Here is a 25,136-nt window from a genome sequence, read left to right as displayed (position 1 = left end):
TGAATGACCGGCGTGCGCCCGCCATCCCGCCGCAGCAGCCACCGTAGAATGGCACCCATGATCGTTGGCATCGGGGTAGACGTAGTAGACATCGAACGGTTCGGGCGGCAGCTGGAGCGGACGCCGGGCCTGAGGGACCGCCTGTTCGTTCCCGCGGAACGGGAACTGAACACCCGGTCCCTGGCCGCCCGGTTCGCCGCCAAGGAAGCGGTGGCCAAGGTCCTCGGTGCGCCCGCCGGCATGAACTGGCAGGACTGCTGGATCGGCCTGGACAGCAACGGGCCCACCGTCCAGGTCAAGGGAACGGTCCTTGCTGTTGCCGAGGCCAAAGGCGTCAAGCGCTGGCACCTGTCCATCAGCCACGACGGCGGCATCGCCACGGCCACGGTCCTGGCCGAAGGCTGACCAGGCCCCCGCCGCATGATCAGCGCCTACACCGGAAAGCAGGTCCGGGCCGCCGAGGAGCCACTCCTGGCCACCGGCCTGGGGGATGTGCTCATGCAGCGCGCCGCGCACGGCCTGGCCAACGCCGTCGTCCATGAACTCAAGGCACGCGGCAGCCGCCTGAACGGCGCCCGCGTGGTGGTGCTGGCAGGCAAGGGCAACAACGGCGGCGACGGCCTGTTCGCCGGCGCCTTCCTGGCCGCCCGGGGACTGCGCACGACGGCGGTGCTCACCGGGGACGCGGCCCATCCGGCAGGCCTGGCCGCACTGGAGCGCGCCGGCGGCCGGGTGCAGCGGCTCACCGACGCGGCACTTCCCGAACTGGCTGAAGAAGCCGCCCGGGCCGACGTCGTCATTGACGCCGTCCTGGGAACCGGCGCCAAGGGCGGCCTGCGGGGGAGTGCCGCAGCCCTCGTCCAGGCTGTCGCCGACGGGAACCGCCGAGGCTTTGTGGTGGCGTGCGACCTTCCCAGCGGCGTGGACGCGGACACCGGCGAGGCGGCCGCGCCCGTCCTGCCGGCCGACCTGACGGTCACGTTCGGGGGAGCAAAGGACGGCCTGCTTGCCGACCCCGGCGCAGACTATGCGGGCCGGGTGCAGGTGGTGCCCATCGGGATCGAGGAGCACCTGCCCGAGCCCTCCCTCTACCGGCTCGTGGACGCCGACCTGGCACGGCTCCTGCCGCACCCGTCCCGGCGGGCCCAGAAGTACTCCCGCGGTGTTCTGGGCGTGGTGGCCGGTTCGGAGGACTACCCCGGCGCGGCCGTCCTCGCCTGCCGGGGCGCCCTGGCTGCGGGAGTGGGCATGGTCAGGTATCTGGGGCCGCCGTCCGTGGCCGACCTGGTCCGCCAGTCGTGCCCCGAAGTTGTCTGCAGCACCGGGACCGTGGCTGAAAACCGTGTCCAGGCCTGGCTGGTGGGCTCCGGAATGGGGCCCCATGACCACGAACAGCTGACCCGCGCCCGGGACGCCATTGCATCGGACCTTCCCGTCGTGGCCGATGCCGGCGCGCTGCCTGCGCTGCCTGCCATGCTCGCCCCGCATGTGGTGCTCACCCCGCACGCCGGTGAGCTGGCGTCGCTGTTCCACCGGATGGGCCACCCGGAGGACCGGGAGGCGGTGGAGGCCGGAACGCTGGCAGCGGTGCGCAACGCGGCGGAGCGCACCGGGGCTACCGTCCTGCTCAAAGGCGCCACCACGCTCGTGTCCGCGCCGCGGGGCGCCACCTTCAGCCAGGCGGACGGCACGCCCTGGCTCGCCACCGCCGGGAGCGGGGATGTGCTGGCCGGCGTCATCGGGGCGCTGCTCGCCCAGGCAGGGGACGACGTCGGGCGCTTCGGTGGGTTGGGTATCGGCGCCGACGCGCGGTGGGCCGCCATCGCAGCGCTGGGTGCTGCCCTGCACGGCAGAGCCGGGAGGGCGGCGTCGGAGGCCGTGTCCGGCGGGCCGATCACCGCGGGACGTGTTGCGGAGGCCCTACCCGAAATTTGGGGTAAAGTCAGCATGCTTAGTAACTATGGAGCCTGGAAACGTAATAGTCACAGCCAACCACTACGGTAGGCATTAGTTCGCACCAGCAGCAGGGGCGTTCCAATGCCGTCTGCTGCTGACCAAATAATGAGGAGCACGATGGAAGTCTGGCCTGGAACTGCCTACCCGCTGGGAGCTACCTTTGACGGCACCGGCACCAATTTCGCCCTGTTCAGCGAACGGGCGGAGCGGGTCGAACTCTGCCTCCTGGCCGATGACTTGACCGAAACCAAGATCGAGCTGACCGAGGTGGACGGCTACGTGTGGCACTGCTACCTGCCCCACATCCAGCCCGGCCAGAAGTACGGCTACCGGGTGCACGGCCCGTACGACCCCGCCGCCGGCAACCGCTTCAACCCGAACAAGCTGCTGATGGACCCCTACGCCAAGGCCATCCAGGGACAGATCGACTGGGATCCGGCGCTGTTCTCGTACGAATTCGGCGACCCGGACTCCCGCAACGACGCCGATTCCGCGCCGCACACCATGCACGGCGTGGTCATCAACCCGTTCTTCGAATGGGACGGCGACCGCCAGCTGAAGATTCCGTACCACGAGTCCGTGATCTACGAAGCCCACGTCAAGGGCCTCACCGAACTGCACCCGGAGATCCCCGAGGAGCAGCGCGGCACCTACGCCGGCGTCTCGCACCCCGCCGTGATCGAGCACATGAAGAAGCTCGGCGTCACCGCCATCGAGCTCATGCCGGTCCACCAGTTCGTCAACGACGGCACCCTGGAAGAGAAGGGCCTCAACAACTACTGGGGCTACAACACCATCGGCTTCTTCGCCCCGCAGAACACGTACAGCTCCACCGGCGACGTGGGGCACCAGGTCCAGGAATTCAAGGCCATGGTCCGCGACCTGCACCGTGCCGGCATCGAAGTGATCCTCGACGTCGTCTACAACCACACGGCAGAAGGCAACCACCTGGGCCCCACGCTGTCCTTCAAGGGCATCGACAACCAGGCCTACTACCGCCTGGTGGACAACGACCTCAAGCACTACATGGACTACACGGGCACCGGCAACTCGCTCAACGTGCGCCACCCGCACTCCCTGCAGCTGCTCATGGATTCCCTGCGCTACTGGGTCACCGAGATGCACGTGGACGGCTTCCGCTTCGACCTCGCCTCCACTCTGGCCCGCGAGTTCTACGACGTGGACAAGCTCTCCACCTTCTTCGAACTGATCCAGCAGGATCCGATTGTTTCCCAGGTCAAACTCATCGCCGAACCGTGGGACGTTGGGCCCGGCGGCTACCAGGTGGGCAACTTCCCGCCGCAGTGGACGGAATGGAACGGCAAGTACCGCGACACCGTCCGCGACTTCTGGCGCGGCGAACCCTCCACCCTGGGCGAGTTCGCTTCCCGCCTGACCGGTTCGGCAGACCTTTATGAGAGCTCTGCCCGGCGCCCGGTGGCTTCCATCAACTTCGTCACCGCCCACGACGGCTTCACCATGCGGGACCTGGTCTCCTACAACGAGAAGCACAACGAGGCCAACGGCGAAGGCAACAACGACGGCGAATCCCACAACCGTTCCTGGAACTGCGGCGTGGAAGGGGACACCGACGACGAGAAGGTGCTGACCCTGCGTGCCCGGCAGCAACGGAACTTCATCGCCACGCTGCTGCTCTCCCAGGGCGTGCCAATGCTGCTCCACGGCGACGAGCTGGGCCGCACGCAGCAGGGCAACAACAACACCTACTGCCAGGACTCCGAACTCAGCTGGGTGCACTGGGAAGCCATGGACCAGCCGCTGGTGGAGTTCACGGCCTTCGTGAACAAGCTCCGCCACGACCACCCCACGTTCCGCCGCAGCCGCTTCTTCGACGGCCGCCCGGTGCGCCGTGGCGAAGGCGAGAAGCTGCCGGACATCGTCTGGCTCAAGACCGACGGTACCGAAATGCTGCCGGAGGACTGGGGGAGCGGCTTCGGCCGGACCATTGGTGTGTTCTACAACGGTGACGGCATCCAGGAACAGGACTCGCGCGGCCGCAGGATCACCGATGACAGCTTCCTCATGGCCTTCAACGCCCATGACGACGCGGTGGACTTCTGCGTCCCGTCCGACGAGTACTCGCAGTACTGGGAGGTCCTGATCGACACCGCCGCGCAGGCCGACGCCTACGAGCCGCTCAAGGCCGGGGCCACCCTGACGCTGGAAGCGAAGTCCATGGTGGTCCTGCGCGCCTACTCCGGCCCCGAAGCCGAGGTGGACACCTCCGCAGCCGCGTCCCTGGCCTCCATGGCCGAGCACGAGGAAGCCCAGGAGGAGATGGTGGAGGCCCAGACCAAGGCCGCGGAAGCGAGCGAGGCAAGGGCAACGGGCGCCGACGGGGACGCCAAGGCATGAGGACCCCGGTCTCCACCTACCGTTTGCAGATCCGCAGCAGCTTCACCCTGTTCGACGCCGCAGAGAAGGTCCCGTACCTGAAGGACCTCGGCGTGGACTGGGTGTACCTCTCGCCCATCCTCACCGCGGAAAAGGGCTCGGACCACGGCTACGACGTGACCGACCCCTCCGCGGTGGATCCGGACCGCGGCGGCCCGGACGGCCTGCTGGCCCTCTCCAAAGCTGCCCGCGAACACGGCATGGGCGTCCTGGTGGACATCGTGCCCAACCACGTGGGAGTGGCCACCCCGGTGCAGAACCCGTGGTGGTGGTCCCTGCTCAAGGAAGGCCGCGGATCGCCGTACGCCGAAGCGTTCGACGTCGACTGGGACCTGGGCGGAGGAAAGGTACGGCTGCCGATGCTGGGCTCGGACTCCGACCTGGAAAAACTCGAGGTCAAGGACGGTGAACTGCGCTACTACGACCACCGGTTCCCGCTGGCCGAGGGCACGTACAGCGAGGGTGACTCCCCGCAGGACGTCCACAGCCGCCAGCACTACCAACTCATGGACTGGCGCCGGGCCGATGCCGAGCTGAACTACCGGCGCTTCTTTGCGGTCACCACCCTCGCCGGCATCCGGGTGGAAGAGCCGTCGGTCTTCGAGAAGGCCCACGCCGAGGTGGGCCGCTGGTTCACCGAAGGCCTGGTGGATGGGCTCCGCGTGGACCATCCGGACGGTCTGGCTGACCCCGCGGGCTACCTCCGCTGGCTCAAGGACCTCAGTGGCGGCGCGTACGTTCTGGTGGAGAAAATCCTCGAACCGGGCGAAGTGCTGCCTCAGGACTTTGCCTGCGAAGGGACCACCGGCTACGACGCCCTGGCGGACGTGGACCGGGTCTTCGTGGACCCTGCCGGGCAGCAGGCCCTGGATGCCCTTGACGCATCCCTGCGGGGAACGTCCGGGCCCGCCGATTACGCGGAGATGATCCGCGGCACCAAGCGCATGATCGCCGACGGCATCCTGCGCTCCGAGGTGCTGCGCCTTGCCCGGCTGGTCCCCGAGTCCCACGGCATCACCGTGGACCAGGCGGCCGACGCCATTGCCGAGATCATCGCGTCCTTCCCGGTCTACCGGTCCTACCTGCCGGTGGGAGCGGACGTCCTCAAGGAAGCCTGCGAGTCCGCCGCGGCGCACCGGCCGGACCTGGAAGTGGCGGTGGGAACCCTCCTGCCGTTGCTGCTGGACCCCGCCAATCCCATCGCCGTCCGCTTCCAGCAGACCTCCGGCATGGTCATGGCCAAGGGCGTGGAAGATACCGCGTTCTACCGCTACACACGCCTGGGCACGCTGACCGAGGTGGGTGCCGAGCCCACCGAGTTCGCTGTGGCGCCCGAGGAATTCCACCGGCGGATGCAGCGGCGCGAGCAGGAGTTGCCGCTGTCCATGACCACCCTGTCCACCCACGACACCAAGCGCAGCGAGGATGCCCGGGCGCGGATCTCGGTTATCGCCGAACTGCCGCAGGAATGGGCGGAAACACTGGAGACGCTCCGCGGACTGGCGCCGATTCCGGACGGTCCGTACGAGAACCTGCTGTGGCAGGCAATCGTTGGTGCGTGGCCGGCAAGCCGGGAGCGGCTGCAGGGCTATGCGGAAAAGGCGGCCAGGGAGGCCGGCAACTCCACTAAGTGGACCGAGCCCAACGAGGATTTCGAGGCCAAGGTCAAGGCTGCCGTAGATGCGGTCTTCGACGACGCCACGGTGGCCAAGGTGGTTGTGGACTTCGTGGCCCGCATCGACGCCTACTCGGCTACCAACTCGGTGTCCGCCAAGCTGGTCCAGCTGACCATGCCGGGCGTGCCGGACGTCTACCAGGGCAGTGAGTACTGGGAACGGTCACTCACGGACCCGGACAACCGCCGCCCCGTAGACTTCGCCGCACGGCAGGCAGAGCTGGCAAAGCTCGACGCCGGCGCCTTGCCGGACGCGGGCACAGAGGCCAGCAAGCTGCTGGTCACCTCGCGGGCACTGCGCCTGCGCCGCGACCGTCCGGAATTGTTCCGGGGCTACACTCCGGTGTCGGCCACCGGCGCGGCGGCCCGGCACCTGCTCGCGTTCACCCGCGGAACCGATGCGACCCCCGGTGCGCTGACGCTTGCCACCCGGCTCCCCGCCGGACTGGAGGCTGCCGGCGGGTGGCGGGACACCGCCGTCGACCTTTCCACTGCCATGCGTGACGAACTGACCGGAGCCAGCTTCGGCCCGGGCCAGGTTTCGGTGGCAGAGGTGCTGGGTACCTACCCCGTGGCCCTGCTGGTACCTGTGGATGGAGAAAAGGCATGACCCTGGTCAACGTAGGACCCGAGCGTTTCGATGTGTGGGCCCCGGACGTTTCATCGGTGGTTTTGCTGGCCGATGGCCGGCAATATCCCATGCGGAAGAAGGACACGGCGCCCGGATCCGAAGGGTGGTGGACTGCCCCTGACGCCCCGGCCGACGGGGACGTGGACTACGGCTACCTGCTGGACGGGGACACCACCCCTGTTCCGGACCCCCGGTCCCGCCGGATCCCTTCCGGCGTGCATGAACAGTCCCGGACCTACGATCCTGCGGCCTACGCGTGGCGGGATTCCGGCTGGCGCGGCAAGGACCTGCAGGGCGCTGTCATTTACGAACTGCACGTGGGCACCTTCACCCCTGAAGGAACCCTCGACGCCGCCGTGGAGAAGCTGGGCTACCTGGCGGACCTGGGCATCGATTTCGTGGAACTGCTGCCGGTCAACGGCTTCAACGGCACCCACAACTGGGGCTACGACGGCGTCCAGTGGTACGCCGTGCACGAAGGCTACGGCGGTCCTGCTGCCTACCAGCGGTTCGTTGACGCTGCGCACGCTGCAGGACTGGGCGTCATCCAGGACGTGGTGTATAACCACCTGGGACCCAGCGGCAACTACCTCCCCAAGTTCGGCCCGTACCTGAAACAGGGCGACGCCAACACCTGGGGCGACTCGGTGAACCTGGACGGGCCCGGCTCGGACGTTGTCCGCGAATACATCCTGGGAAACGCGGCCCTGTGGCTGCGCGACTACCACGTGGACGGGCTCCGCCTGGACGCCGTGCACGCACTGCGGGACGAGCGGGCCGTGCACATCCTGGAGGACCTCGGGGCCCTCGGCGACGCCATTTCGGCCGAAACCGGGCTGCCCAAGACCCTCATCGCGGAATCGGACCTCAACAACCCGCGCCTGATCTACCCCCGTGACGCCAACGGGTACGGCCTGGCGGGCCAGTGGAGCGACGACTTCCACCACGCCGTCCACGTCAACGTCAGCGGCGAAACCACCGGCTACTACTCGGACTTCGACTCCCTGGCCGTGCTGGCCAAGGTCCTTAAAGACGGGTTCCTCCACGACGGCAGCTATTCCAGCTTCCGCGGCCGGCACCACGGACGCCCCATCAACGGCTCGCTGGTGCACCCGGCGGCGCTGGTGGTCTGCAACCAGAACCACGACCAGATCGGCAACCGGGCCACGGGGGACAGGCTCTCCCAGTCACTGTCCTACGGGCAGCTTGCCGTCGCCGCGGTGCTCACGCTGACCTCGCCGTTCACGCCCATGCTGTTCATGGGCGAGGAATACGGGGCCTCCACACCGTGGCAGTTCTTCACCTCGCACCCCGAACCGGAGCTCGGAAAGGCCACCGCGGAAGGGCGCATCAGGGAATTCGAGCGCATGGGGTGGGATCCCGCCGTCGTGCCCGATCCCCAGGATCCGGAAACCTTCCGCCGGTCCAAGCTGGACTGGGCCGAGGCTTCAACGGGCGACCATGCGCGGCTCCTGGACCTGTACCGGTCCTTGACGGCGCTGCGCCGCTCCCATCCGGATCTGGCCGGGGCTGGCTTTGACGGGACAGACGTTTCGTTCGACGACGACGCGGGCTGGCTGCGCTTCCGGCGCGGCCCCGTTGAGGTGCTGGTGAACTTCTCCGACTCAAAGGTCCGGCTTGACGGCGCCTCCGGCAGCGTCCTGCTGGCAACGGACGACGGGACCGGCCTGGACGGCGGGGCCCTCGCCATGGCGCCCTGGAGTGCCGCGATCATCGCAACCCAACAGGAAGGACAGAACGCATGACGTATTCAGCAGCGGACAACCGCTATGAAACCATGCCCTACCGCCGGGTGGGCCGCAGCGGGCTCAAGCTCCCGGCCATCTCCTTGGGCCTGTGGCACAACTTCGGCGACGACAAGCGCTTCGAGGAACAGCGGGACATCCTCCGCCGCGCCTTCGACCTGGGTGTCAACCACTTCGACCTCGCGAATAACTACGGTCCTCCGGACGGGTCCGCGGAAACGAACTTCGGCCGGCACCTGCGGGACGACTTCAAGCCCTACCGAGACGAGCTGGTCATCTCCACCAAGGCCGGCTACTACATGTGGCCCGGCCCCTACGGAGAATGGGGTTCCCGCAAGTACCTGATCTCCAGCCTGGACCAGTCGTTGCAGCGGATGGGCCTGGACTACGTGGACATCTTCTACAGCCACCGCCCGGACCCCGAGACGCCCATGGAAGAAACCATGGGCGCCCTGGATTACGCTGTCCGGTCCGGCAAGGCGCTGTACGCGGGAATCTCCTCCTACACCCCCGAACAGACCCTCGAGGCCGCCCGGATCCTCAAGGAACTCGGCACGCCGCTGCTGATCCACCAGCCCAGCTACTCCATGCTCAACCGCTGGACCGAGGACGGCTCGCCCAACCTGTACGAGGTGCTGGACCAGGTGGGCGCCGGGTCCATCGCCTTCTCGCCCCTGGCGCAGGGCATGCTCACGGACCGCTACCTCCACGGCATCCCGGGAGACTCCCGGGCGGCCAAGGCACGGTTCCTCTCCGAGGACTCCATTACGGAGGAGAAACTGGACCGGGTCCGCGGGCTGCGGAAGATCGCCGAGGGCCGCGGGCAGTCCCTCGCGCAGATGGCCATTGCCTGGATCCTGCGGGACCAGCCCAAGGGGTCAGCCGTCACGTCGGCCCTGGTTGGCGCCTCAAGTGTGCGGCAGCTGGAGGACACTTTGTCCGCCATCAACAACCTCAACTTCACTGATGAGGAGCTCACGGCGATCGATGAATTCGCCGTGGAATCGGACATCAACCTCTGGAAGCAGAACGCCTAAGGAGCTTGTTTTCATTACACTGCGGGATCGGCGGAACAACTGCCGGTCCCGCTGTGTTGGGTAGTATGAAAAGGCGCCGCGCGGCGCCAAGCCAGCCGGCCGCCGTCGTCCATTCCTCGGAGGCCAACCAGGCCGGCTGACGTTTGTCCCCAAAGGAGTTCTGTGTCTTCACATCCCATTCGTGTTGCAATCGTTGGCGTGGGAAACTGCGCCGCCTCGCTGGTGCAGGGCGTCCACTACTACAAGGATGCCGACCCGGCAGAAACCATCCCGGGCCTGATGCACGTTGAGTTTGGCCAGTACCACGTGGGCGACGTCGAGTTCGTCGCCGCGTTCGATGTGGACGGCAAGAAGGTCGGCGTTGACCTTTCCGATGCCATCCTGGCCAGCGAAAACAACACCATCAAGATCGCCGATGTTCCGCCGACGGGTGTCACGGTCCAGCGCGGCCACACCCTGGACGGCTTGGGCAAGTACTACCTCGAGACCATCGAGCAGTCCACCGAAGAGCCCGTGGACGTGGTCCAGGCCCTGAAGGACGCCAAGGCTGACGTCCTGGTCTGCTACCTGCCCGTCGGTTCCCAGCAGGCTGCCGAGTTCTACGCCCAGGCTGCGATCGACGCCGGCGTAGCGTTCGTCAACGCCCTGCCCGTATTCATTGCCGGCACCAAGGAATGGGCTGACAAGTTCACCGCCGCCGGTGTTCCGATCGTCGGCGACGACATCAAGAGCCAGATCGGTGCAACCATCACGCACCGCGTCATGGCCAAGCTGTTCGAAGACCGCGGCGTGACCCTGGACCGCACGTACCAGCTGAACGTCGGCGGCAACATGGACTTCAAGAACATGCTGGAGCGTGACCGCCTGGAGTCCAAGAAGATCTCCAAGACCCAGGCCGTGACCTCCAACGTGGAAGCCGAGCTGGCTGCCAAGGACGTACACATCGGCCCGTCCGATTACGTTCAGTGGCTTGATGACCGCAAGTGGGCGTTCGTGCGCCTTGAAGGCCGGAACTTCGGCGACGCCCCGGTGTCCCTGGAGTACAAGCTGGAGGTCTGGGATTCGCCGAACTCCGCTGGCGTGATCATCGATGCGATCCGTGCCGCCAAGATCGGCCTGGACCGCGGCATCGGTGGCCCGCTGCTCTCGGCGTCCAGCTACTTCATGAAGTCCCCGCCGGAGCAGTTCAACGACGACCTCGCCCGCGAGAAGGTCGAAGCCTTCATCCGCGGCGACCTGGAGCGCTAAACCGTCTTTTCCCGGTGCCGGACGCTCCCTCACCCTTACCGGGTGGGGGAGCGTCCTGCGTTAACACGCGCCATCACTTCCGGCCGGTTTTTCCGGGACGCGCCACCACTTCCTGCCTATTCTCCCGAAACGCCCCATCACTTCCGGCCGGCTTTTCCGGGACGCGCCATCACTTCCGGCGTATTCTCCCGAAACGCGCCATCACTATTTGTCCCCTGAGGAGCGTAAACCCCGCGGCCGCGTTTTTGGAGGCGGTGGTGGTGTTTTGGTCACCCGTTTCCGGCAAAACCGGCCGAGTAGGAATGGTCAATCCACGCCGTGCGAAGGTGCCGTTTGATTGCCGCTACAGCTCGTTGAAAACCGTCCGTGGCATCGTCCTTGGTGAATACCAGAACCGTCCACCCAGCTGACTCGAAGGCCTTGTCGCGCCGTCGATCACTCAGTCGCTGAGCCTCAAGAAGATGGTGACCGCCGTCGTACTGGACTGCAAGGCGCCGGTGACGGTAGCCCAGGTCGGCAGTAGGGGAAGCTGCATCATTCGGTCGAAGTGCGATTTGCAGGTCAGGTTCTGGCAGGTTCGCGTCAAGCATGGCCAGCCGCAGCATCGATTCCGGTGCCGAATCAGCGCCGACCCGCATCAGCTCCAAAGCTTCCCGGGCACGCACGACCCCCTGAAGATTAGGGTGCCGGCTGACCAAAGCGCTGAGACCCTCCAACGTGTCGAAGGGCTGCGACCTGGCCTCAAACTCCGCTCGAGGGATGCGAATGATTTGGTCTCCAAGGCAGACCAGCTCAGCCAGCGACAGCCGCCGGGCCAAGTCGAGCCAGGTTCGGGAACGGGTACTGATGCGGATACCGTCGACAGTTTCGATTTCGTCGGCACTGGCTATGACCTTATGGGCAACCACACCTTTCCGGCGCACCTGCGGTAATTGCTTCGGTTTGCTCATATGCAGTTCAGTTGAATCCGACAGCCACGCGGGGAGCAATTGACAGTGCAAACGTGCAGCTGTGACGTGTGAAATCCACGCGCCTGGCGAAACTTCGGAGAGGACCCGTGCCGCGGCTTCCAACTCGAAGCTCCAAGTCGACGGGCGGTACAACCGCCTGCTGACGTGGACCACGTCATCCTTCCGCAGCCGCTTCGCTGACACACCGGCAGTCACCGCCGAGTCGTATGTGAACGGGGAGCTTGCCAGGGTCGACGGTAGGTCAGCGCGCTTATGCATGCTGGCATTCTGGCGTAGAAGGCTAGACCACTGCAGGAGTTATCCACAGGAACAGGCCTGGATGGTTCCACGGTGATGGGGCGTTGGTGAATTGGGGGCGGGAGGTGATGGGGCGTTGGTGGATTGGGGGCGGAAGGTGATGAAGCGTTGGGCTAGGTGAGGCCGACCGGGTTGCCGTCCGCGTCCACGTCCATGCGCAGCGCAGCCGGGACGGCCGGGAGGCCGGGCATGGTCATGACTGCTCCGGTAAGGGCAACGATGAAGCCCGCACCGGTCTTGGGCAGCAGGTCGCGGACGTGGATGGTGAACCCCTTGGGGGCGCCCAGACGGGAGGCATCGTCAGTGAACGAGTACTGGGTTTTTGCCATGCACACTGGCATCGAACCCCACCCGTTGCGCTCGATGTCGGCAAGCCGCTTCAGCGCCGGCACGGAGAAGTCCACGCCGTCGGCTCCGTAAATCTCCTGGGCGATGGTGCGGATCTTGTCCTCCACGGACAGCTCCAGGGGATACAGGTGCCGGAAACTGCTGGGAGCCTCCACCGCCTGCGCAACGAGGGCCGCGAGTTCGTCCCCGCCGTCGCCCCCGCCGCCCCGGCCCCACACGTCGGCGACGGCGGCGCGCACGCCCTCGGCTGCGCACCACTTCAGCAGCCAGTCGAGTTCCTCCGGCGCATCGGAGGAGAATTTGTTGATGGCCACCACGGGAGTGACGCCGAACTTCTCCACGTTGTGCACGTGCCGGCGCAGGTTAACCACCCCGGCCTCCAGGGCAGCGACATCCGGGCGGGCCAGCTGGTCCTTGGCCACCCCGCCCTGCATCTTCAGGGCGCGGACTGTTGCCACCACCACGACGGCGGACGGGGCCAGGCCGCCGTACCGCGCCTTGATGTCCATGAACTTTTCGGCGCCAAGGTCAGCCCCGAAGCCGGCTTCGGTCACCACGATGTCCGCCAACCGCCGGGCGGTCTGCGTGGCAATGAGCGAATTGCAGCCGTGGGCGATATTGGCGAAGGGACCGCCGTGGACCAGGGCGGGGGTGCCGGCGATGGTCTGCACCAGGTTGGGCTTGACCGCCTCCTTCAGGAGCAGCGTCAAGGCCCCCTCCACGCCGAGGTCCGCCACCGTCACCGGTGCCCGGTCATAGGTGTAGCCGAACGTGATCCGGCCCAGCCGTGAGCGGAGGTCCGCCAGGTCCGTGGCGAGGCAGAAGACAGCCATGATCTCGGAAGCCACGGTGATGTCGAACCCGTCCTGCCGCGGCACGCCCTGCGTCGGTCCGCCCAGTCCGATGACCACCTCCCGCAGGGAGCGGTCGTTCATGTCCAGGACGCGTTTGAACGTCATCCTGCGCGGATCGATGTTCAGCGCATTGCCCTGGTAGATATGGTTGTCCACCAGTGCCATCAGGGCATTGTTGGCCGACGTGATCGCATGGAAATCGCCGGTGAAGTGCAGGTTGATCTCGTCCATGGGCAGCACCTGCGAGTAGCCGCCACCGGTGGCGCCGCCCTTCATGCCAAGCACCGGGCCCAGGGACGGTTCCCGCAGGGCGATCATCACCTTGTGGCCGGCGCGGGCCATCGAATCCGCCAGCCCCACAGTGGTGGTGGACTTGCCCTCGCCGGCCGGGGTGGGCGACATGGCCGAGACCAGCACCACCTTGCCGTGCGGAGCGGGGGCCGCAAGCCGGGCGGGATCGATCTTGGCCTTGTACCGTCCGTACTGTTCCAGTGCATCGGCATTGATCCCGGCTGCCGCCGCGATTTCCCCGATGGGGCGGATGCGGGCGGCGCGGGCTATTTCCAGATCGGAGGGGAGAGCAGACATCCTTGTCCTTTCCTGCGCAGTCTTTCCTGCACCGGCCGGCGCCGGAGACCTGCCCCTAAGCTAACAGCACCCGGCTCCAACGGCACCCGATACCAGCAGCGCGCTCAGGCGAACGACCGTCAGGAGGCCGGCACCACCGGGGCCAGGCGGCGCCCCACGAAGTTGTCGACGGCGGCATGGTAGCTTTCCAGCGTTATGGCGGCAGTGCGCTGCCAGCCGGAGTTCTGGGCACGGATGGCGGCAGCGCGGCCCAGGTCCTCACGGGTGGCAGGGTCGTCGTACAGGGCCTCCAGGGCATCGGCCCAATCGGCAGCATGGTGGCCGTCCACCAGGAGCCCGGTCCGGCCGTGGAAGATGGCGCGGGACAGCCCGCCAACCCGGGTGGCCACCACGGGGGTCCCGCAGGCCTGGGCCTCGAGTGCCACGAGCCCGAAGGATTCGCTGAAGGAAGGCATCACCACGACGTCGGCCGCACGGAACCAGGACGCCAGCTCAGGTGCCTTCACCGGCGGAAGCTGCGTGACGACGTCGTCCATTCCCGCCTCTGCCACCAGGCAGCGGAGGTTGAACTCCTTGTTGCCGCTCAACGCGCCCAGGATGGTGACGCGCAGGTCGATGTCCGGGCGGCGTTTCCGCAGCAGCGCCGCGGCCTTGACCAGGACCTGGGGGCCTTTCAGGCGCTGGATGCGGCCGGCGAACACCAGGTGGAACGTGTCGGGGCTGACGCCGTGCTCCGCCCTGGACCGTGCCCGGAATGCGGGGGTGAACGTGGCCAGGTCCACGCCGGGCGGCGCGATGTCGATGCGGTCGTAGGTGGCGCCGTAGTGGGACACGAGTTCGGCGGCCTCGGAGCTGGTGTTGGCGATGAGCCTGGCAGCGCCGTCCACGATGCGGTGCTCGCCCAGTTCGCGGCGCCGGGGCTCCGGCTGCTCACCGGATTCCAGCAGCAGGTTCTTGACCTTGGCCATGGTGTGCATGGTGTGCACCAACGGAACACCCCACAGCTCGGACAGCTCCAGCCCCGCTATCCCGGACACCCAGTAATGGGAGTGGATGACGTCGTACCGGCCGTGCGGTTGGCGGCGGCGGATCTGCTCGATTTCCGCGACCATGGCATGCAGCAGCCCGGGAAGTTCCTCTTTGGGGACCTTCCTGGGCGGCCCGGCCAGGACGTTGTGCACGCACACGCCGGGGTCGGGATGCTCGACGGCGGGCTGGTCGGCTGAGGTGGCCCGCGTGAAGATCTCCACCTCCACGCCTGCCTCGGCCAGTGCCGAGGCCAGCTCGCGGATATAGACGTTCATTCCGCCGGCATCCCCGGAACCGGGCTGTTCCATGGGGGAGGTGTGGAGGGAAAGCAAAGCGACCCTGCGGATCAGTGCCACGGGACCTCCTTCCGGCCGCCGGCGCGTGTCAGGGGAGCCGGCTCAGTGCGCATCCGATAAAACATTACTCCTTCCCCTAACGCCCACCGCCCTCCCACATCTTCCCCAGGTCCGGAAACGCCCGCTCATAACCGGCCATCAGCTTCGCGGCCACGTCCGCCGAATCCAGGAGCGGGTGCCGGGCGAAGGCCTCGACGGCGGCATCCCGGTTGCCGGTGCCCGCGGCCAGGACAACGAGCCGTTCCACCTCCTTGACCTGCCGGAGCAGGCCCAGCTGCGGTTCCGCCGGCTTCTCCTGGGGCAGCGGGACGGCTCCGGCCGGGGTGACGGTGCAGGGGACCTCGACGACGGCGTCCGCCGGCAGGCCGGGAATGGCGGGTTGGGGAGGGCCAGGGGCAGCGCCGGTGGGCCCCGGTGCCCGGGCCGCCGGCACTGCGTTGACCGTATTGAGGATCAGTTGCGTATCGCCGCCGCCGGCCAGTGCCTGCATGGCCGCCAGCGCCACCCGTTCGTAGCCACCGCCGGCCAGGTCCTCCTCGTTCCGGCGCTCGCCGTCGTGCCGGGCTTCGGCCAGGTACCCCTCTTCGCGGGAACGCCGTGCCGCCTCCCACAACCGGTATGCGTCAGGCCCGGCAGCGGCCAGCCGCGGATAAAGCTCCTGCTGCTGGTTGTGGATGGTCTGCCCGCGGGTGCGTGCCATGGCCCGCATTGCCTGCCGGGCCGAATTGCGCTGGTAGTAGTAGTACAGGTACTCGTTGGGAAGCAGGCCCAGTCCGGCAAGGAACGGCTGCGGGAAGAGCCTGCCTTCCTCGAACGACTGCAGCGCCCCGGCGTCGGCCAGCAGGCCGGGCAGCACGTCCCGTCCGCCGGACTCCAGCCGGTACAGCCAGCCCAGGTGGTTCAACCCGTAGTAGCCCACGCCGTCGAGCCGTCCCGCCGGCAAGGGTACACCGGCAGCGCGCGCCGCCCGCTGCACCAGCCCGCCCGCAGAGTCGCAGATCCCGATGACCCGGTTCCGCAGGACAGGGCGCAGCGCCTCGGTGACCATCCCGGCCGGATTGGTGAAGTTGACCAGCCAGGCGTCCGGGCAGCGCTCGCGCATCAGCCGGGCAAGGCCCACCATGTGCGGGATGGTCCGCAAGGCGTAGGAAATCCCACCGGCCCCGGTGGTTTCCTGGCCCAGCAGCCCGAGGTCCTGCGCCACTTCTTCATCCGCGACGCGGCCTGCGGTGCCGCCGGGCCGGATCGCGGCGAAGACCATGGAGGTTCCGGATAGGGCGGCGGAAAGATCTGTGGTGGCCTGCACCTGAGGGTGCGCACCCTGGCCCGCCGGCATGCTGCGCAGCACGGCGGTGACGGCGTCAAGGCGTGCGGGATCGACGTCGTGCAGCACCAGCTCCGTGACCAGCCCGGAAAAGGGCCCGGACACCAACGCCCGGTAGATGAGCGGCACCCTGAAACCCCCGCCGCCGGCAATCAGAAGCCGCATGGATGCAGTCTAGGACCAGCCTCCGACACCGTGTCCATACCGTGTCCAAAGCCCCTACCGGAGCACTGCGGCGCGGCGTATCCTGCGCACTATGGACGCGATGCCAGCCCGCCCCTTCGATCCGCTGGCTGCCGTCCGCTCGCCGGGGGAACCCGGATTCGACCTCCTGTTGGCCGGGACCGTTTTCCAGGACATCATCTTCACCGGCCTCCCGCACGGGCCCGAACCCGGCACGGAAATCTGGAGTGACGGCATGGGCAGCTGCCCTGGCGGGGTGGCCAACCAGGCCATCGCCGCCGCGCGGCTGGGCCTGCGCACCGGCCTGGCGGCGGCGTTCGGGGACGACGGCTACGGCGACTTCAACTGGAAGATCCTCTCCGGCCAGGAACATGTGGACCTCAGCCTCTCCCGCCGCGTCCCGGGCTGGCACTCCCCGGTGACCGTGTCCCTCTGCGTGGACCAGGACCGGTCCATGGTCACGCACGGGCATTCAGCGCCGGTGACCAACTCCGAGCTGATCGGGAGCCCGCCCAAGGCGCTCGCCGGCATCGCGGAGGTGGGCATGGAAATTGAACCGTGGGTCCGGGCCGCCCATGGGGCCGGAGTGCGTTTGTTCGGCGACGTGGGGTGGGATCCCAGCGGCGAGTGGGCGCCGGTGCGGCTTGAAAACCTGCAGTACTTTTACGCCTTCCTGCCCAACCAGCGCGAGGCCATGGCGTTCACCGGCAAGGACAATCCCTGGAGTGCGCTCTACGCTCTGGCGGACCGCGTACCGGTGGCCGTGGTGACCCTGGGAGCGCAAGGGGCCATGGCCGTTGATTCAGAGACCGGGGAGGAGGAGTGGGTCCCGTCGCTTCCGGTCAAGGCGCACGACCCCACCGGAGCCGGTGACTGCTTCGACGCAGCGTTCATCGTGGGCACCCTGGCCGGTTGGCCGCTGGGGGACAGGCTCCGGTTTGCCAACCTGTGCGCCTCCCTGGCCGTGCAGGAGGTTGGCGGATCCCTGGCCGCTCCTGGCTGGGGGGACATCGCTGACTGGTGGAAGCGCGCCAACGCCCGCCCGGAACGGCAAATGAGCCAATGGCTGCGGCGCTTCGGATTCCTCGCGGACATCATCGAGGACGTGCCGCTGGCGGCGCAGCGCCGGGCGGCGGCCACCATCGCGCACCTGTCCGACGCCTGAGGAGCGCCGGACGCCCCGATTATTCGGCGCGAAGTGCCCGCACTAGAATCAGTTAGGTGACCTACCCCGCAACAACCGGTGAATTCAGCGCTGCCTCCGGGCCGGACCCCCGCCATGAGCGGTCCGCCGTGATCGACCTGGAGGCCATCCGGCACAACGTCCGCCGGCTTGCCGCCGCTGCTTCCCCCGCGAAAGTCATGGCCGTGGTCAAGGCCGACGCGTACGGGCACGGCGCGGTTCCCGTGGCCCGTGCGGCCCTGCAGGCCGGCGCGTCCTGGCTGGGCGTGGCGCACATTTCCGAGGCCCTCGCGCTCCGCGCCGCCGGCATCGACGCGCCCCTCCTCGCCTGGCTGCACACCACCGACAGCAACTTCGGCGCCGCCGTGGCTGCCGGCGTCGACATTGGCTGCTCGGGCTGGGAGCTGGAACGCATCGTGGCTGCCGCCCGCGAACAGGAACGTCCCGCACGGGTGCACCTCAAGGTGGACACCGGGCTGGGCCGCAACGGCGCAACCCCCGAGGCCTGGGACCGCCTGGTGGGGGAGGCCGTGGAGTACCAGGACCAGGGCCTGCTGCGCGTGGTGGGCATCTTCTCGCACCTGGCCGTGGCCGATGAGCCGGAGCGGCCCGAGACGGACCAGCAGGTGGCCGCATTCCGGGAGGCCCTGGCCATCGCCGAGGACGCGGGCGTGGACCCTGAGGTCCGGCACCTTGCCAACACCCCCGCCACCCTTTCCCGGCCGGACACCCACTTCGACATGGTCCGTGTGGGCCTGGGCATCTACGGGCTTTCGCCGTTCGACGGGCAGACCTCCGCCGAGCTCGGCCTCCGCCCCGCCATGACGCTGCGCACCCTGGTGTCGCAGTGCAAAGAGGTGCCGGAGGGGCAGGGCGTCTCCTACGGGCTGCATTACCGCACCAGGACGGCGAGCACCCTGGCGCTGATTCCGCTGGGCTATGCCGACGGCGTCCCGCGCGTCGCCACCGGCGGCCCCGTCCGCGTGGCCGGGAAAACCTACCCCGTAGTGGGGCGGATCGCCATGGACCAGATGGTCATCGACCTGGGTCCGGAGGCCTCCGGTGCCGCGTTGCAGGGCGCGGAGGCGGAGCTGTTCGGTAACGGCGCCGACGGCGGACCCACGGTGGACGAGTGGGCACGCGCCGCCGGGACCATCAACTACGAGGTGGTGACCAGGATCAGTCCCCGTGTTCCCCGCCGCTTCATCAACGAAGACGAGCGCGCGGAAGCCGGCAATAACCTGGTGGGCGTCCCCGGCAAGGGAGCGGCATGAGCACGCCCGAAGACCTGCCCGCCAACTGGGAAAAGACCTTCACGGCGACGACGGCGGAACAGACGCACGGTTTCGGCGCCCGCCTGGCGGAGGTGCTGCAGGCCGGGGACCTGCTGGTGCTGTCCGGCGAGCTGGGTGCCGGGAAGACCACCTTCACCCAGGGCCTGGGCGAAGGCCTGGGTGTCCGCCCGGGCATCATCTCGCCGACGTTCGTCCTGGTCCGGATCCATCCCAACCTGCCGGACGGCCCGCGTCCGGGCGGCCCGGACCTGGTGCACGTGGACGCCTACCGGCTTGGCTCGGCGGCGGAGATTGACGACATCGACCTCGAAAACACCATGGATTCATCGGTGACGGTGGTCGAGTGGGGACATGAGCGCGTGGAGCACCTGAGCGACAGCCGGCTGGAGATCGACCTGCACCGTGCGATCGGCCTGGGCGGCGCTGCGGCGTCCACCTCCTCAAGCCTGGATTTCGACGCCGAAGACACCGACGAGCCCCGGACCATCGTCATGCGCGGCTACGGTCCCCGCTGGGCGAACTTTCCTGAACTGGCTGGACCCGACGGGGGAGCGGCATGCTGATCCTCGCTATTGACACCTCGGCCGTGGCCAGCGCTGCGCTGGTCACCGATGATGCCCCCGAGAGCGTGCTTGCCAGCTTCGCCACGGAGGACACCCGCAGCCACGCTGAGGTGCTTGCGCCCGGAATCGACGCCATGCTGGAGTCGGCGGGCGTGGCCGGGCAGGACGTCGACGCCTTGGTGGTGGGCGTTGGCCCGGGCCCGTTTACCGGGCTGCGCTCCGGCATTGCCACCGCCCGCACGCTGGCCTTCGTGTGGGGCAAGCCGCTGCATGGCCTGGTGAGCCTGGACGCGATGGCCCTGGAAGTTGCGGAGTCCACCGCAGCCGCTTCCGAGTTCCTGGTGGTGACGGACGCCCGCCGCAAAGAGGTCTACTGGGCCCGGTACAGCCTGGATGACGGCCAGCTGCCCGTGCTGGAGGACGGCCCCCACGTCGGGTTCGCGTCTGCCCTCCCGGACCTGCCTGCGTTCGGCGCCGGCGCGGGCCTCTACGCCGGGGTGCTTCAGGCCCACCCGGATTTCGCCGCGGAGCAGCCGGACGCCCTGTATCTTGGCCAGTTCGCCCTGGCGCGGCTGGCTGCAGGAGACACCCTGCTGGACTCCACCCCCCTGTACCTGCGGGAATCCGACGCGCAGGTCCCCGGACCACGGAAGCGGGCATTGTGAGCAGCGCCCCGGACCCACGCGCGGCGGACGTCACCGTCCGCGACATGACGCTGGACGATGTGCCTGCCGTCGGTGCGCTGGAACACAAGCTCTTTCCCATTGACGCGTGGCCAGTCCAGATGTTCCTGGACGAACTCTCCCAGCCGGAGACCCGCCGCTACCTCGTGGCGGAGACCAGCGGCGGGATCGTGGGCTACGCCGGCCTGATGTGCATTGAACCCATCGCGGACGTCCAGACCATCGCCGTCGTCCCTGAGCACGAGGGCCGCGGCATCGGCAGCACCCTGCTCACGCAACTGATCGAGGAGGCCCGGCACCGCGGCGCCGCCGACGTCCTGCTTGAGGTCCGCGCCGACAACCCGCGGGCACAACAGCTCTATGTGCGGTTTGGATTCGAACAGATCCACGTCCGCCCCCGCTATTACCGCGACGGCGTGGATGCCCTCATCATGCGGCTCCAGCTGCCCGCGGCACACCCTGAAGGACACGAAGCAACGGAAGCAGGCCAGGCATGAACCGTACGCAGCCCCTGGTACTGGGCATTGAATCATCCTGCGACGAAACCGGCGTCGGCCTGGTCCGCGGAACCACCCTCCTGACCAACACGGTCTCTTCCTCCATGGACGAGCATGTCCGCTTCGGCGGCGTCATCCCTGAGATCGCCTCCCGCGCCCACCTGGACGCCTTTGTTCCCACCCTCGAGCAGGCCCTCGCGGATGCAGGAGTGACCCTGGACCAGGTGGACGCGATCGCCGTCACCTCCGGACCCGGGCTTGCCGGCGCGCTGATGGTGGGTGTGTGTGCTGCCAAGGCGCTTGCCGTCGCCACCGGGAAGCCGCTGTACGCCATCAACCACCTGGTGGCGCATGTTGGCGTGGGGCTCCTGGACGACCGCGCCACGGGCCGCAGGCAGGAGCTGCCGGAGAACCTCGGCGCCCTGCTGGTCTCCGGCGGCCACACCGAAATCCTGCGGATCAACAGCATCACCAGTGACGTGGAGCTCCTGGGCTCCACCATCGACGACGCCGCTGGCGAGGCCTACGACAAGGTGGCCCGCATCCTGGGACTCGGCTACCCCGGCGGACCGGCCATCGACAAGATGGCCCGCTCCGGCAACCCCAAGTCGATCCGCTTCCCCCGAGGCCTGACCCAGCCCAAATACATGGGCACAGCCGACGAACCCGGCCCGCACCGGTACGACTGGTCCTTCAGCGGCCTGAAGACGGCCGTGGCCCGCTGCGTGGAGCAGTTCGAGGCCCGCGGCGAAGAGATCCCGGTGGCCGACATCGCGGCAGCGTTCCAGGAAGCAGTGGTGGACGTAATCTCCTCCAAGGCGGTCCTGGCCTGCCGCGAGCAGGGCATCAAGGACGTTCTGCTGGGCGGGGGAGTGGCGGCCAACTCACGGCTGCGCGAACTGACCGGGCAGCGCTGCGCCTCCGCCGGCATCCGCCTGCACGTTCCGCCGCTGGACCTGTGCACGGACAACGGCGCCATGGTGGCCGCGCTCGGCGCCCAGCTGGTGATGGCCGGCACCGACCCCAGTGGCATCGGATTCGCCCCGGACTCCTCGATGCCCGTCACCTCGGTGTCGCTCCCGGCCTGACACCCGGCAAACCCTGCGACGCCCCATCAGATATGGCTCCTAAACCGCCGGTTTAGGAGCCATATCTGATGGGGCAAGTAAAGGGGTTGTCAGGCGGTGGGGCCGTTGCGCATCTGCTTGACCAGGTCCAGCACCACGGCCTGCAGGTTTCCGCCGTTCTCCGCAGCCACCCGGCGCTGGCGCTGGTATCCGGCGCCGCGGCGGATGATCTTCTCGACGTCGGCCAGCTCGTCGGAGCAGCGCAGCTTGGCGGCAACCGGTTCAAGCCGGTTCAGGGTCTCCAGCAGGTGGTCGGTGACCAGCTGCTCCTTGCCCGCGGCGTCGAGGATGATGATGGCGTCCAGGCCGTACCGGGCGGCGCGCCACTTGTTCTCCTGGACGTGCCATGGCGGCATGGTGGGGATGGTGCCGCCGTTGTCCAGGGTGGTGGAGAACTCGTCCACCAGGCACTGGGTGAGCGCCGCAATGGCCCCCACTTCCTCCAGGGTGGCCAGGCCGTCACAGATCCGCATCTCGATGGTGCCCAGGGCGGGCACCGGCCGGATGTCCCACCGGATTTCCGAGATGGTGTCGATGACGCCCGTGGTGAACATGTCCTGGACGTAGGACTCGTATTCTTCCCAGGACTTGAACTGGAAGGGCAGCCCCGCGGTAGGAAGCTGCTGGAACATCAGGGCCCGCTGCGAGGCGTACCCGGTGTCCTCGCCGCCCCAAAACGGGCTGGACGCGGAAAGCGCCTGGAAGTGCGGGAAGTAGTTGACCAGGCCGTCCAGGACGGGGAGGGCTTTGTCCCGGCGGTCCAGCCCCACGTGGACATGGACGCCATAGATGACCATCTGCCGGCCCCACCATTGGGTCCGGTCAATGAGCTTGGCGTAGCGTGCCTTGTCCGTCACCGGCTGCAGCTGCGGAGGGCTGAACGGGTGGCTGCCGGCGCAGAACAGCTCCACGTTCATGGGATCGGTGATTTCACGGACGGCCGCGACGGACCGGCTGAGGTCCTCCTTGGCCTCGGCTGCCGTTTCGCAGATCCCGGTGACCAGTTCCACCGTATTGAGCAGCAGTTCCTGCTTGATGTGCGGATGTTCGTCGTCTTCGTTGAGTTCGGGGTGGCGGGACGCCACGCCGCGGAGCACCTGGTTGGCCACGGAAGCGAGCTCGCCCGTCTTCCCGTCCACCAGTGCCAGCTCCCACTCAACACCGAGGGTGGATTGCCTCGATGACGCGAAGTCGATCTTCACACGTTTCCTTACTGTCCGGTTTGCCGCTGGCTGATGCCGCTCACAGGCTGCAGCCGGCAGGCGAACGGATGGTTCAAGTCTAGTGCAGGGGTAGCATCGTACTGATGGCACCGTTCCCCCTGCGTCACAGTCCTGCCAAATCCTTCCCCCTCCTCCTGGCCCTGTCCGCAATGGCGCTGGCCTCCTGTTCAGCCGCCCCAAGCGCCGCACCGCCCTCATCCTCCGCCCCGACCGCCGACGCGTCCCCCACCGCATCAGCAAGTACGACGCCGGCGCCTCCTCCGGCTTCCCCGTCGCCTGACCCGGGTTCCCGGCCTTTGGGGTGGGGCCCGGAGCAGCGGGACCAGGACGCCGCCTTGGCGGCCGTTGCGGCGATGTCGCCGGAACAGAAAGCCGGGCAGGTCCTGCTCCCGTTCTTCAAGGGCAGCCAGGTAGAGGCCCATGCGGCGCTCATCCAGCGCCTCCACCTGGCCGGATCCATCATCATGGGCGACAACGTGCCACGCGACCCGCAGGGAAAGGTGGACGTGGCCGCCATGGGCGCCGTAAACCAGCGGCTGCAGCAGGCTGTGGCCGCCGACGGACGGCGCTGGCCCGGGATCATGAGCGTGGACCAGGAAGGCGGCGCGGTGGCACGCCTGGGGCCGCCCCTCACCGAGTGGCCCGCTCCCATGAGTTACGGGGCCGCCGGCAACCTGGACCTGACGCGCAAGGCCGGCAAGGGCCTGGCAAGCGAGTTGGTGCCACTGGGCTTCGACCTCGACTTCGCGCCGGACACGGATGTGACCGTCGGTCCTGCAGACCCCACCATCGGGGCGCGTTCCATGTCCGGCGACCCGGCCGCGGCGGCGGCCCAGGGCACCGCCTTCTCCCAGGGCATGCTGGACGCCGGCGTGCTCCCCACCGTCAAGCACTTTCCCGGACACGGCTCGGTGACGGCGGATTCCCACCTCAGCCTCCCCGTCCAGCCGGCAGGCATCGACGTGCTCCGGGGCCGGGACTGGAGACCCTTCGAGGCTGCCGTCGCAGCGGGCCTCCCCGTGGTCATGACCGGGCACATTGCCGTACCCGCGCTGGAACCAGGCGTCCCGGCGTCGCTCTCTGCCCCCAGCTACTCGGCGCTCAGGGGTTTGGGCTTCAAGGGAGTGGCCGTGACGGACGCCCTCAACATGGGCGCCGTTGACAAGCAGTACCCGGCCGGCGCGGCTGCAGTGAAGGCACTGGCCGCCGGTGCCGACCTGCTGCTGATGCCCACGGACGTGGAGCAGGCGCACGCCGCCATCGTCCAGGCCCTGGCTGCCGGCACCCTTCCCGCCGCACGCCTGGATGAAGCAGCGCAGCGGGTGGCCACCATGATGATCTGGCATGCCCGGACCACCCCGCCTGCCGGAACAGCGGGCTCAGGTGCGCCGGCCGGAAGCGGGGCCGCCCTGTCCGCCCAGGTCTCGGCGTCGGCCGTTACCGTTGTTTCCGGTCCCTGCAGCGGACCCCTGGTGCCCGGTTCCGTGCGGGTGGCCGGCGGGGGACCGGGGGACCGGGAGCGCTTCGAAGCCGCCGCAGCGCGCGCCGGGCTCACCGTGGGATCAGGCCCGCTGGTCAACCTCATCGGGTTTGGTGGAAAACCGGCCGGTGGGGACATCGCCGTGTCCCTCGACGCTCCGTGGCCGCTCCAGGGGTCCAGCGCACCGGTGAAGGTGGCCCTCTATGGCCGGACCGACGCCGCCTTCGACGCGCTGGCCGCCGTGCTGGCAGGGAAGGCGCCCGCTCCGGGAAAGCTGCCCGCCGCCGTCGGGCCTTTCCCCGCGGGAACCGGCTGCCCCCGACCCAACTAAGTAGCGCGAACTGTCGTTTTGAGGCGTCAAAACGACACTTGGCGCTACCCACTTGGGCTGGAACGCGTTTAATGGT

19 protein-coding genes are annotated in these 25,136 nt (G+C 68.0%); 14 read left to right on the top strand and 5 right to left on the bottom strand.

Translation table 11 applies throughout. The features are described 5' to 3' along the window. Window positions 1–57: 57 nt before the first annotated feature. From AB0280_RS08800 to AB0280_RS08770, 7 genes are all read left to right on the top strand, one after another. On the top strand, window positions 58–405 hold the full coding sequence (locus tag AB0280_RS08800) for a holo-ACP synthase (protein ID WP_141159808.1): 348 nt from the start codon (window positions 58–60) through the stop codon (window positions 403–405). Between the two features lie 15 nt (window positions 406–420). Beyond that, window positions 421–2,004: an NAD(P)H-hydrate dehydratase gene (locus AB0280_RS08795; protein ID WP_366366908.1), complete on the top strand. Its 1,584-nt coding sequence runs from the start codon at window positions 421–423 to the stop codon at window positions 2,002–2,004. A 69-nt stretch (window positions 2,005–2,073) separates the two neighbouring features. Then, complete coding sequence (gene glgX, locus AB0280_RS08790; RefSeq protein WP_366366906.1) at window positions 2,074–4,332, top strand: glycogen debranching protein GlgX; 2,259 nt, start codon at window positions 2,074–2,076, stop codon at window positions 4,330–4,332. Next, the gene (gene treY / locus AB0280_RS08785; protein ID WP_366366904.1) at window positions 4,329–6,656 is read left to right on the top strand and encodes a malto-oligosyltrehalose synthase; all 2,328 of its coding nucleotides are present in this window, start codon (window positions 4,329–4,331) and stop codon (window positions 6,654–6,656) included. Before glgX ends, treY begins: the two co-directional genes overlap by 4 nt. Next, complete coding sequence (gene treZ / locus AB0280_RS08780) at window positions 6,653–8,443, top strand: malto-oligosyltrehalose trehalohydrolase (protein WP_366366902.1); 1,791 nt, start codon at window positions 6,653–6,655, stop codon at window positions 8,441–8,443. Before treY ends, treZ begins: the two co-directional genes overlap by 4 nt. Next, window positions 8,440–9,480 carry an L-glyceraldehyde 3-phosphate reductase gene (gene mgrA / locus AB0280_RS08775; protein WP_224026625.1) on the top strand — a complete coding sequence of 347 codons (1,041 nt, stop codon included), beginning with the start codon at window positions 8,440–8,442 and terminating at the stop codon, window positions 9,478–9,480. The genes treZ and mgrA overlap by 4 nt, the downstream gene beginning before the upstream one ends. 162 nt (window positions 9,481–9,642) lie before the next feature. After that, a complete protein-coding gene (locus tag AB0280_RS08770; protein ID WP_141159814.1) occupies window positions 9,643–10,728 on the top strand; it encodes an inositol-3-phosphate synthase in 1,086 nt (361 codons plus the stop codon). A gap of 269 nt (window positions 10,729–10,997) precedes the next feature. Here the strand turns inward: AB0280_RS08770 and AB0280_RS08765 are convergent, their stop codons facing one another. From AB0280_RS08765 to AB0280_RS08750, 4 genes are all read right to left on the bottom strand, one after another. Next, the gene (locus AB0280_RS08765) at window positions 10,998–11,852 is read right to left on the bottom strand and encodes an endonuclease domain-containing protein (RefSeq protein WP_308209013.1); all 855 of its coding nucleotides are present in this window, start codon (window positions 11,850–11,852) and stop codon (window positions 10,998–11,000) included. A 257-nt stretch (window positions 11,853–12,109) separates the two neighbouring features. Next, window positions 12,110–13,786, bottom strand: coding sequence for a formate--tetrahydrofolate ligase (locus tag AB0280_RS08760; RefSeq protein WP_366366900.1), 1,677 nt, complete (start codon window positions 13,784–13,786; stop codon window positions 12,110–12,112). Between the two features lie 119 nt (window positions 13,787–13,905). Beyond that, window positions 13,906–15,171, bottom strand: a complete 1,266-nt coding sequence (gene mshA / locus AB0280_RS08755) for a D-inositol-3-phosphate glycosyltransferase (protein ID WP_307488186.1) — start codon at window positions 15,169–15,171, stop codon at window positions 13,906–13,908. Between the two features lie 76 nt (window positions 15,172–15,247). Beyond that, window positions 15,248–16,660 (bottom strand): 6-phospho-beta-glucosidase, encoded by a 1,413-nt coding sequence (locus tag AB0280_RS08750; RefSeq protein ID WP_366366897.1) that lies wholly within the window; start codon window positions 16,658–16,660, stop codon window positions 15,248–15,250. Between the two features lie 91 nt (window positions 16,661–16,751). Here AB0280_RS08750 and AB0280_RS08745 point away from each other — a divergent pair, with 91 nt between their 5' ends. From AB0280_RS08745 to tsaD, 6 genes are read left to right on the top strand one after another with little or no spacing between them, the layout of a single operon-like run. Beyond that, a complete protein-coding gene (locus AB0280_RS08745) occupies window positions 16,752–17,843 on the top strand; it encodes a carbohydrate kinase family protein (RefSeq protein WP_366366896.1) in 1,092 nt (363 codons plus the stop codon). 56 nt (window positions 17,844–17,899) lie between these two features. Then, window positions 17,900–19,135 (top strand): alanine racemase, encoded by a 1,236-nt coding sequence (alr, locus tag AB0280_RS08740; RefSeq protein ID WP_307488191.1) that lies wholly within the window; start codon window positions 17,900–17,902, stop codon window positions 19,133–19,135. Continuing rightward, window positions 19,132–19,719 (top strand): tRNA (adenosine(37)-N6)-threonylcarbamoyltransferase complex ATPase subunit type 1 TsaE, encoded by a 588-nt coding sequence (gene tsaE, locus AB0280_RS08735; RefSeq protein WP_224026618.1) that lies wholly within the window; start codon window positions 19,132–19,134, stop codon window positions 19,717–19,719. Before alr ends, tsaE begins: the two co-directional genes overlap by 4 nt. Beyond that, on the top strand, window positions 19,713–20,384 hold the full coding sequence (tsaB, locus tag AB0280_RS08730) for a tRNA (adenosine(37)-N6)-threonylcarbamoyltransferase complex dimerization subunit type 1 TsaB (RefSeq protein WP_159631418.1): 672 nt from the start codon (window positions 19,713–19,715) through the stop codon (window positions 20,382–20,384). The genes tsaE and tsaB overlap by 7 nt, the downstream gene beginning before the upstream one ends. A 44-nt stretch (window positions 20,385–20,428) precedes the next feature. Next, window positions 20,429–20,899 carry a ribosomal protein S18-alanine N-acetyltransferase gene (gene rimI, locus AB0280_RS08725; protein ID WP_307488503.1) on the top strand — a complete coding sequence of 157 codons (471 nt, stop codon included), beginning with the start codon at window positions 20,429–20,431 and terminating at the stop codon, window positions 20,897–20,899. Further along, window positions 20,896–21,987 carry a tRNA (adenosine(37)-N6)-threonylcarbamoyltransferase complex transferase subunit TsaD gene (gene tsaD / locus AB0280_RS08720; protein WP_307488198.1) on the top strand — a complete coding sequence of 364 codons (1,092 nt, stop codon included), beginning with the start codon at window positions 20,896–20,898 and terminating at the stop codon, window positions 21,985–21,987. The genes rimI and tsaD overlap by 4 nt, the downstream gene beginning before the upstream one ends. A gap of 89 nt (window positions 21,988–22,076) precedes the next feature. On the opposite strand, the gene AB0280_RS08715 is transcribed toward tsaD, so the two are convergent. Next, entirely contained in the window at window positions 22,077–23,228 is a 1,152-nt protein-coding gene (locus AB0280_RS08715) for a glutamate--cysteine ligase (RefSeq protein ID WP_159631420.1), read from the bottom strand. Window positions 23,229–23,602: 374 nt separating this feature from the next. Here AB0280_RS08715 and AB0280_RS08710 point away from each other — a divergent pair, with 374 nt between their 5' ends. Then, window positions 23,603–25,060: a glycoside hydrolase family 3 N-terminal domain-containing protein gene (locus tag AB0280_RS08710; protein ID WP_224027190.1), complete on the top strand. Its 1,458-nt coding sequence runs from the start codon at window positions 23,603–23,605 to the stop codon at window positions 25,058–25,060. Window positions 25,061–25,136: the final 76 nt, after the last annotated feature.

This window comes from Pseudarthrobacter sp. 902506025, from assembly GCF_040702325.1.
Taxonomy (GTDB): domain Bacteria; phylum Actinomycetota; class Actinomycetes; order Actinomycetales; family Micrococcaceae; genus Arthrobacter.
The sequence above is the reverse complement of the archived record's forward strand: the minus strand, read 5'-3'. Positions and strand labels throughout refer to the sequence as shown.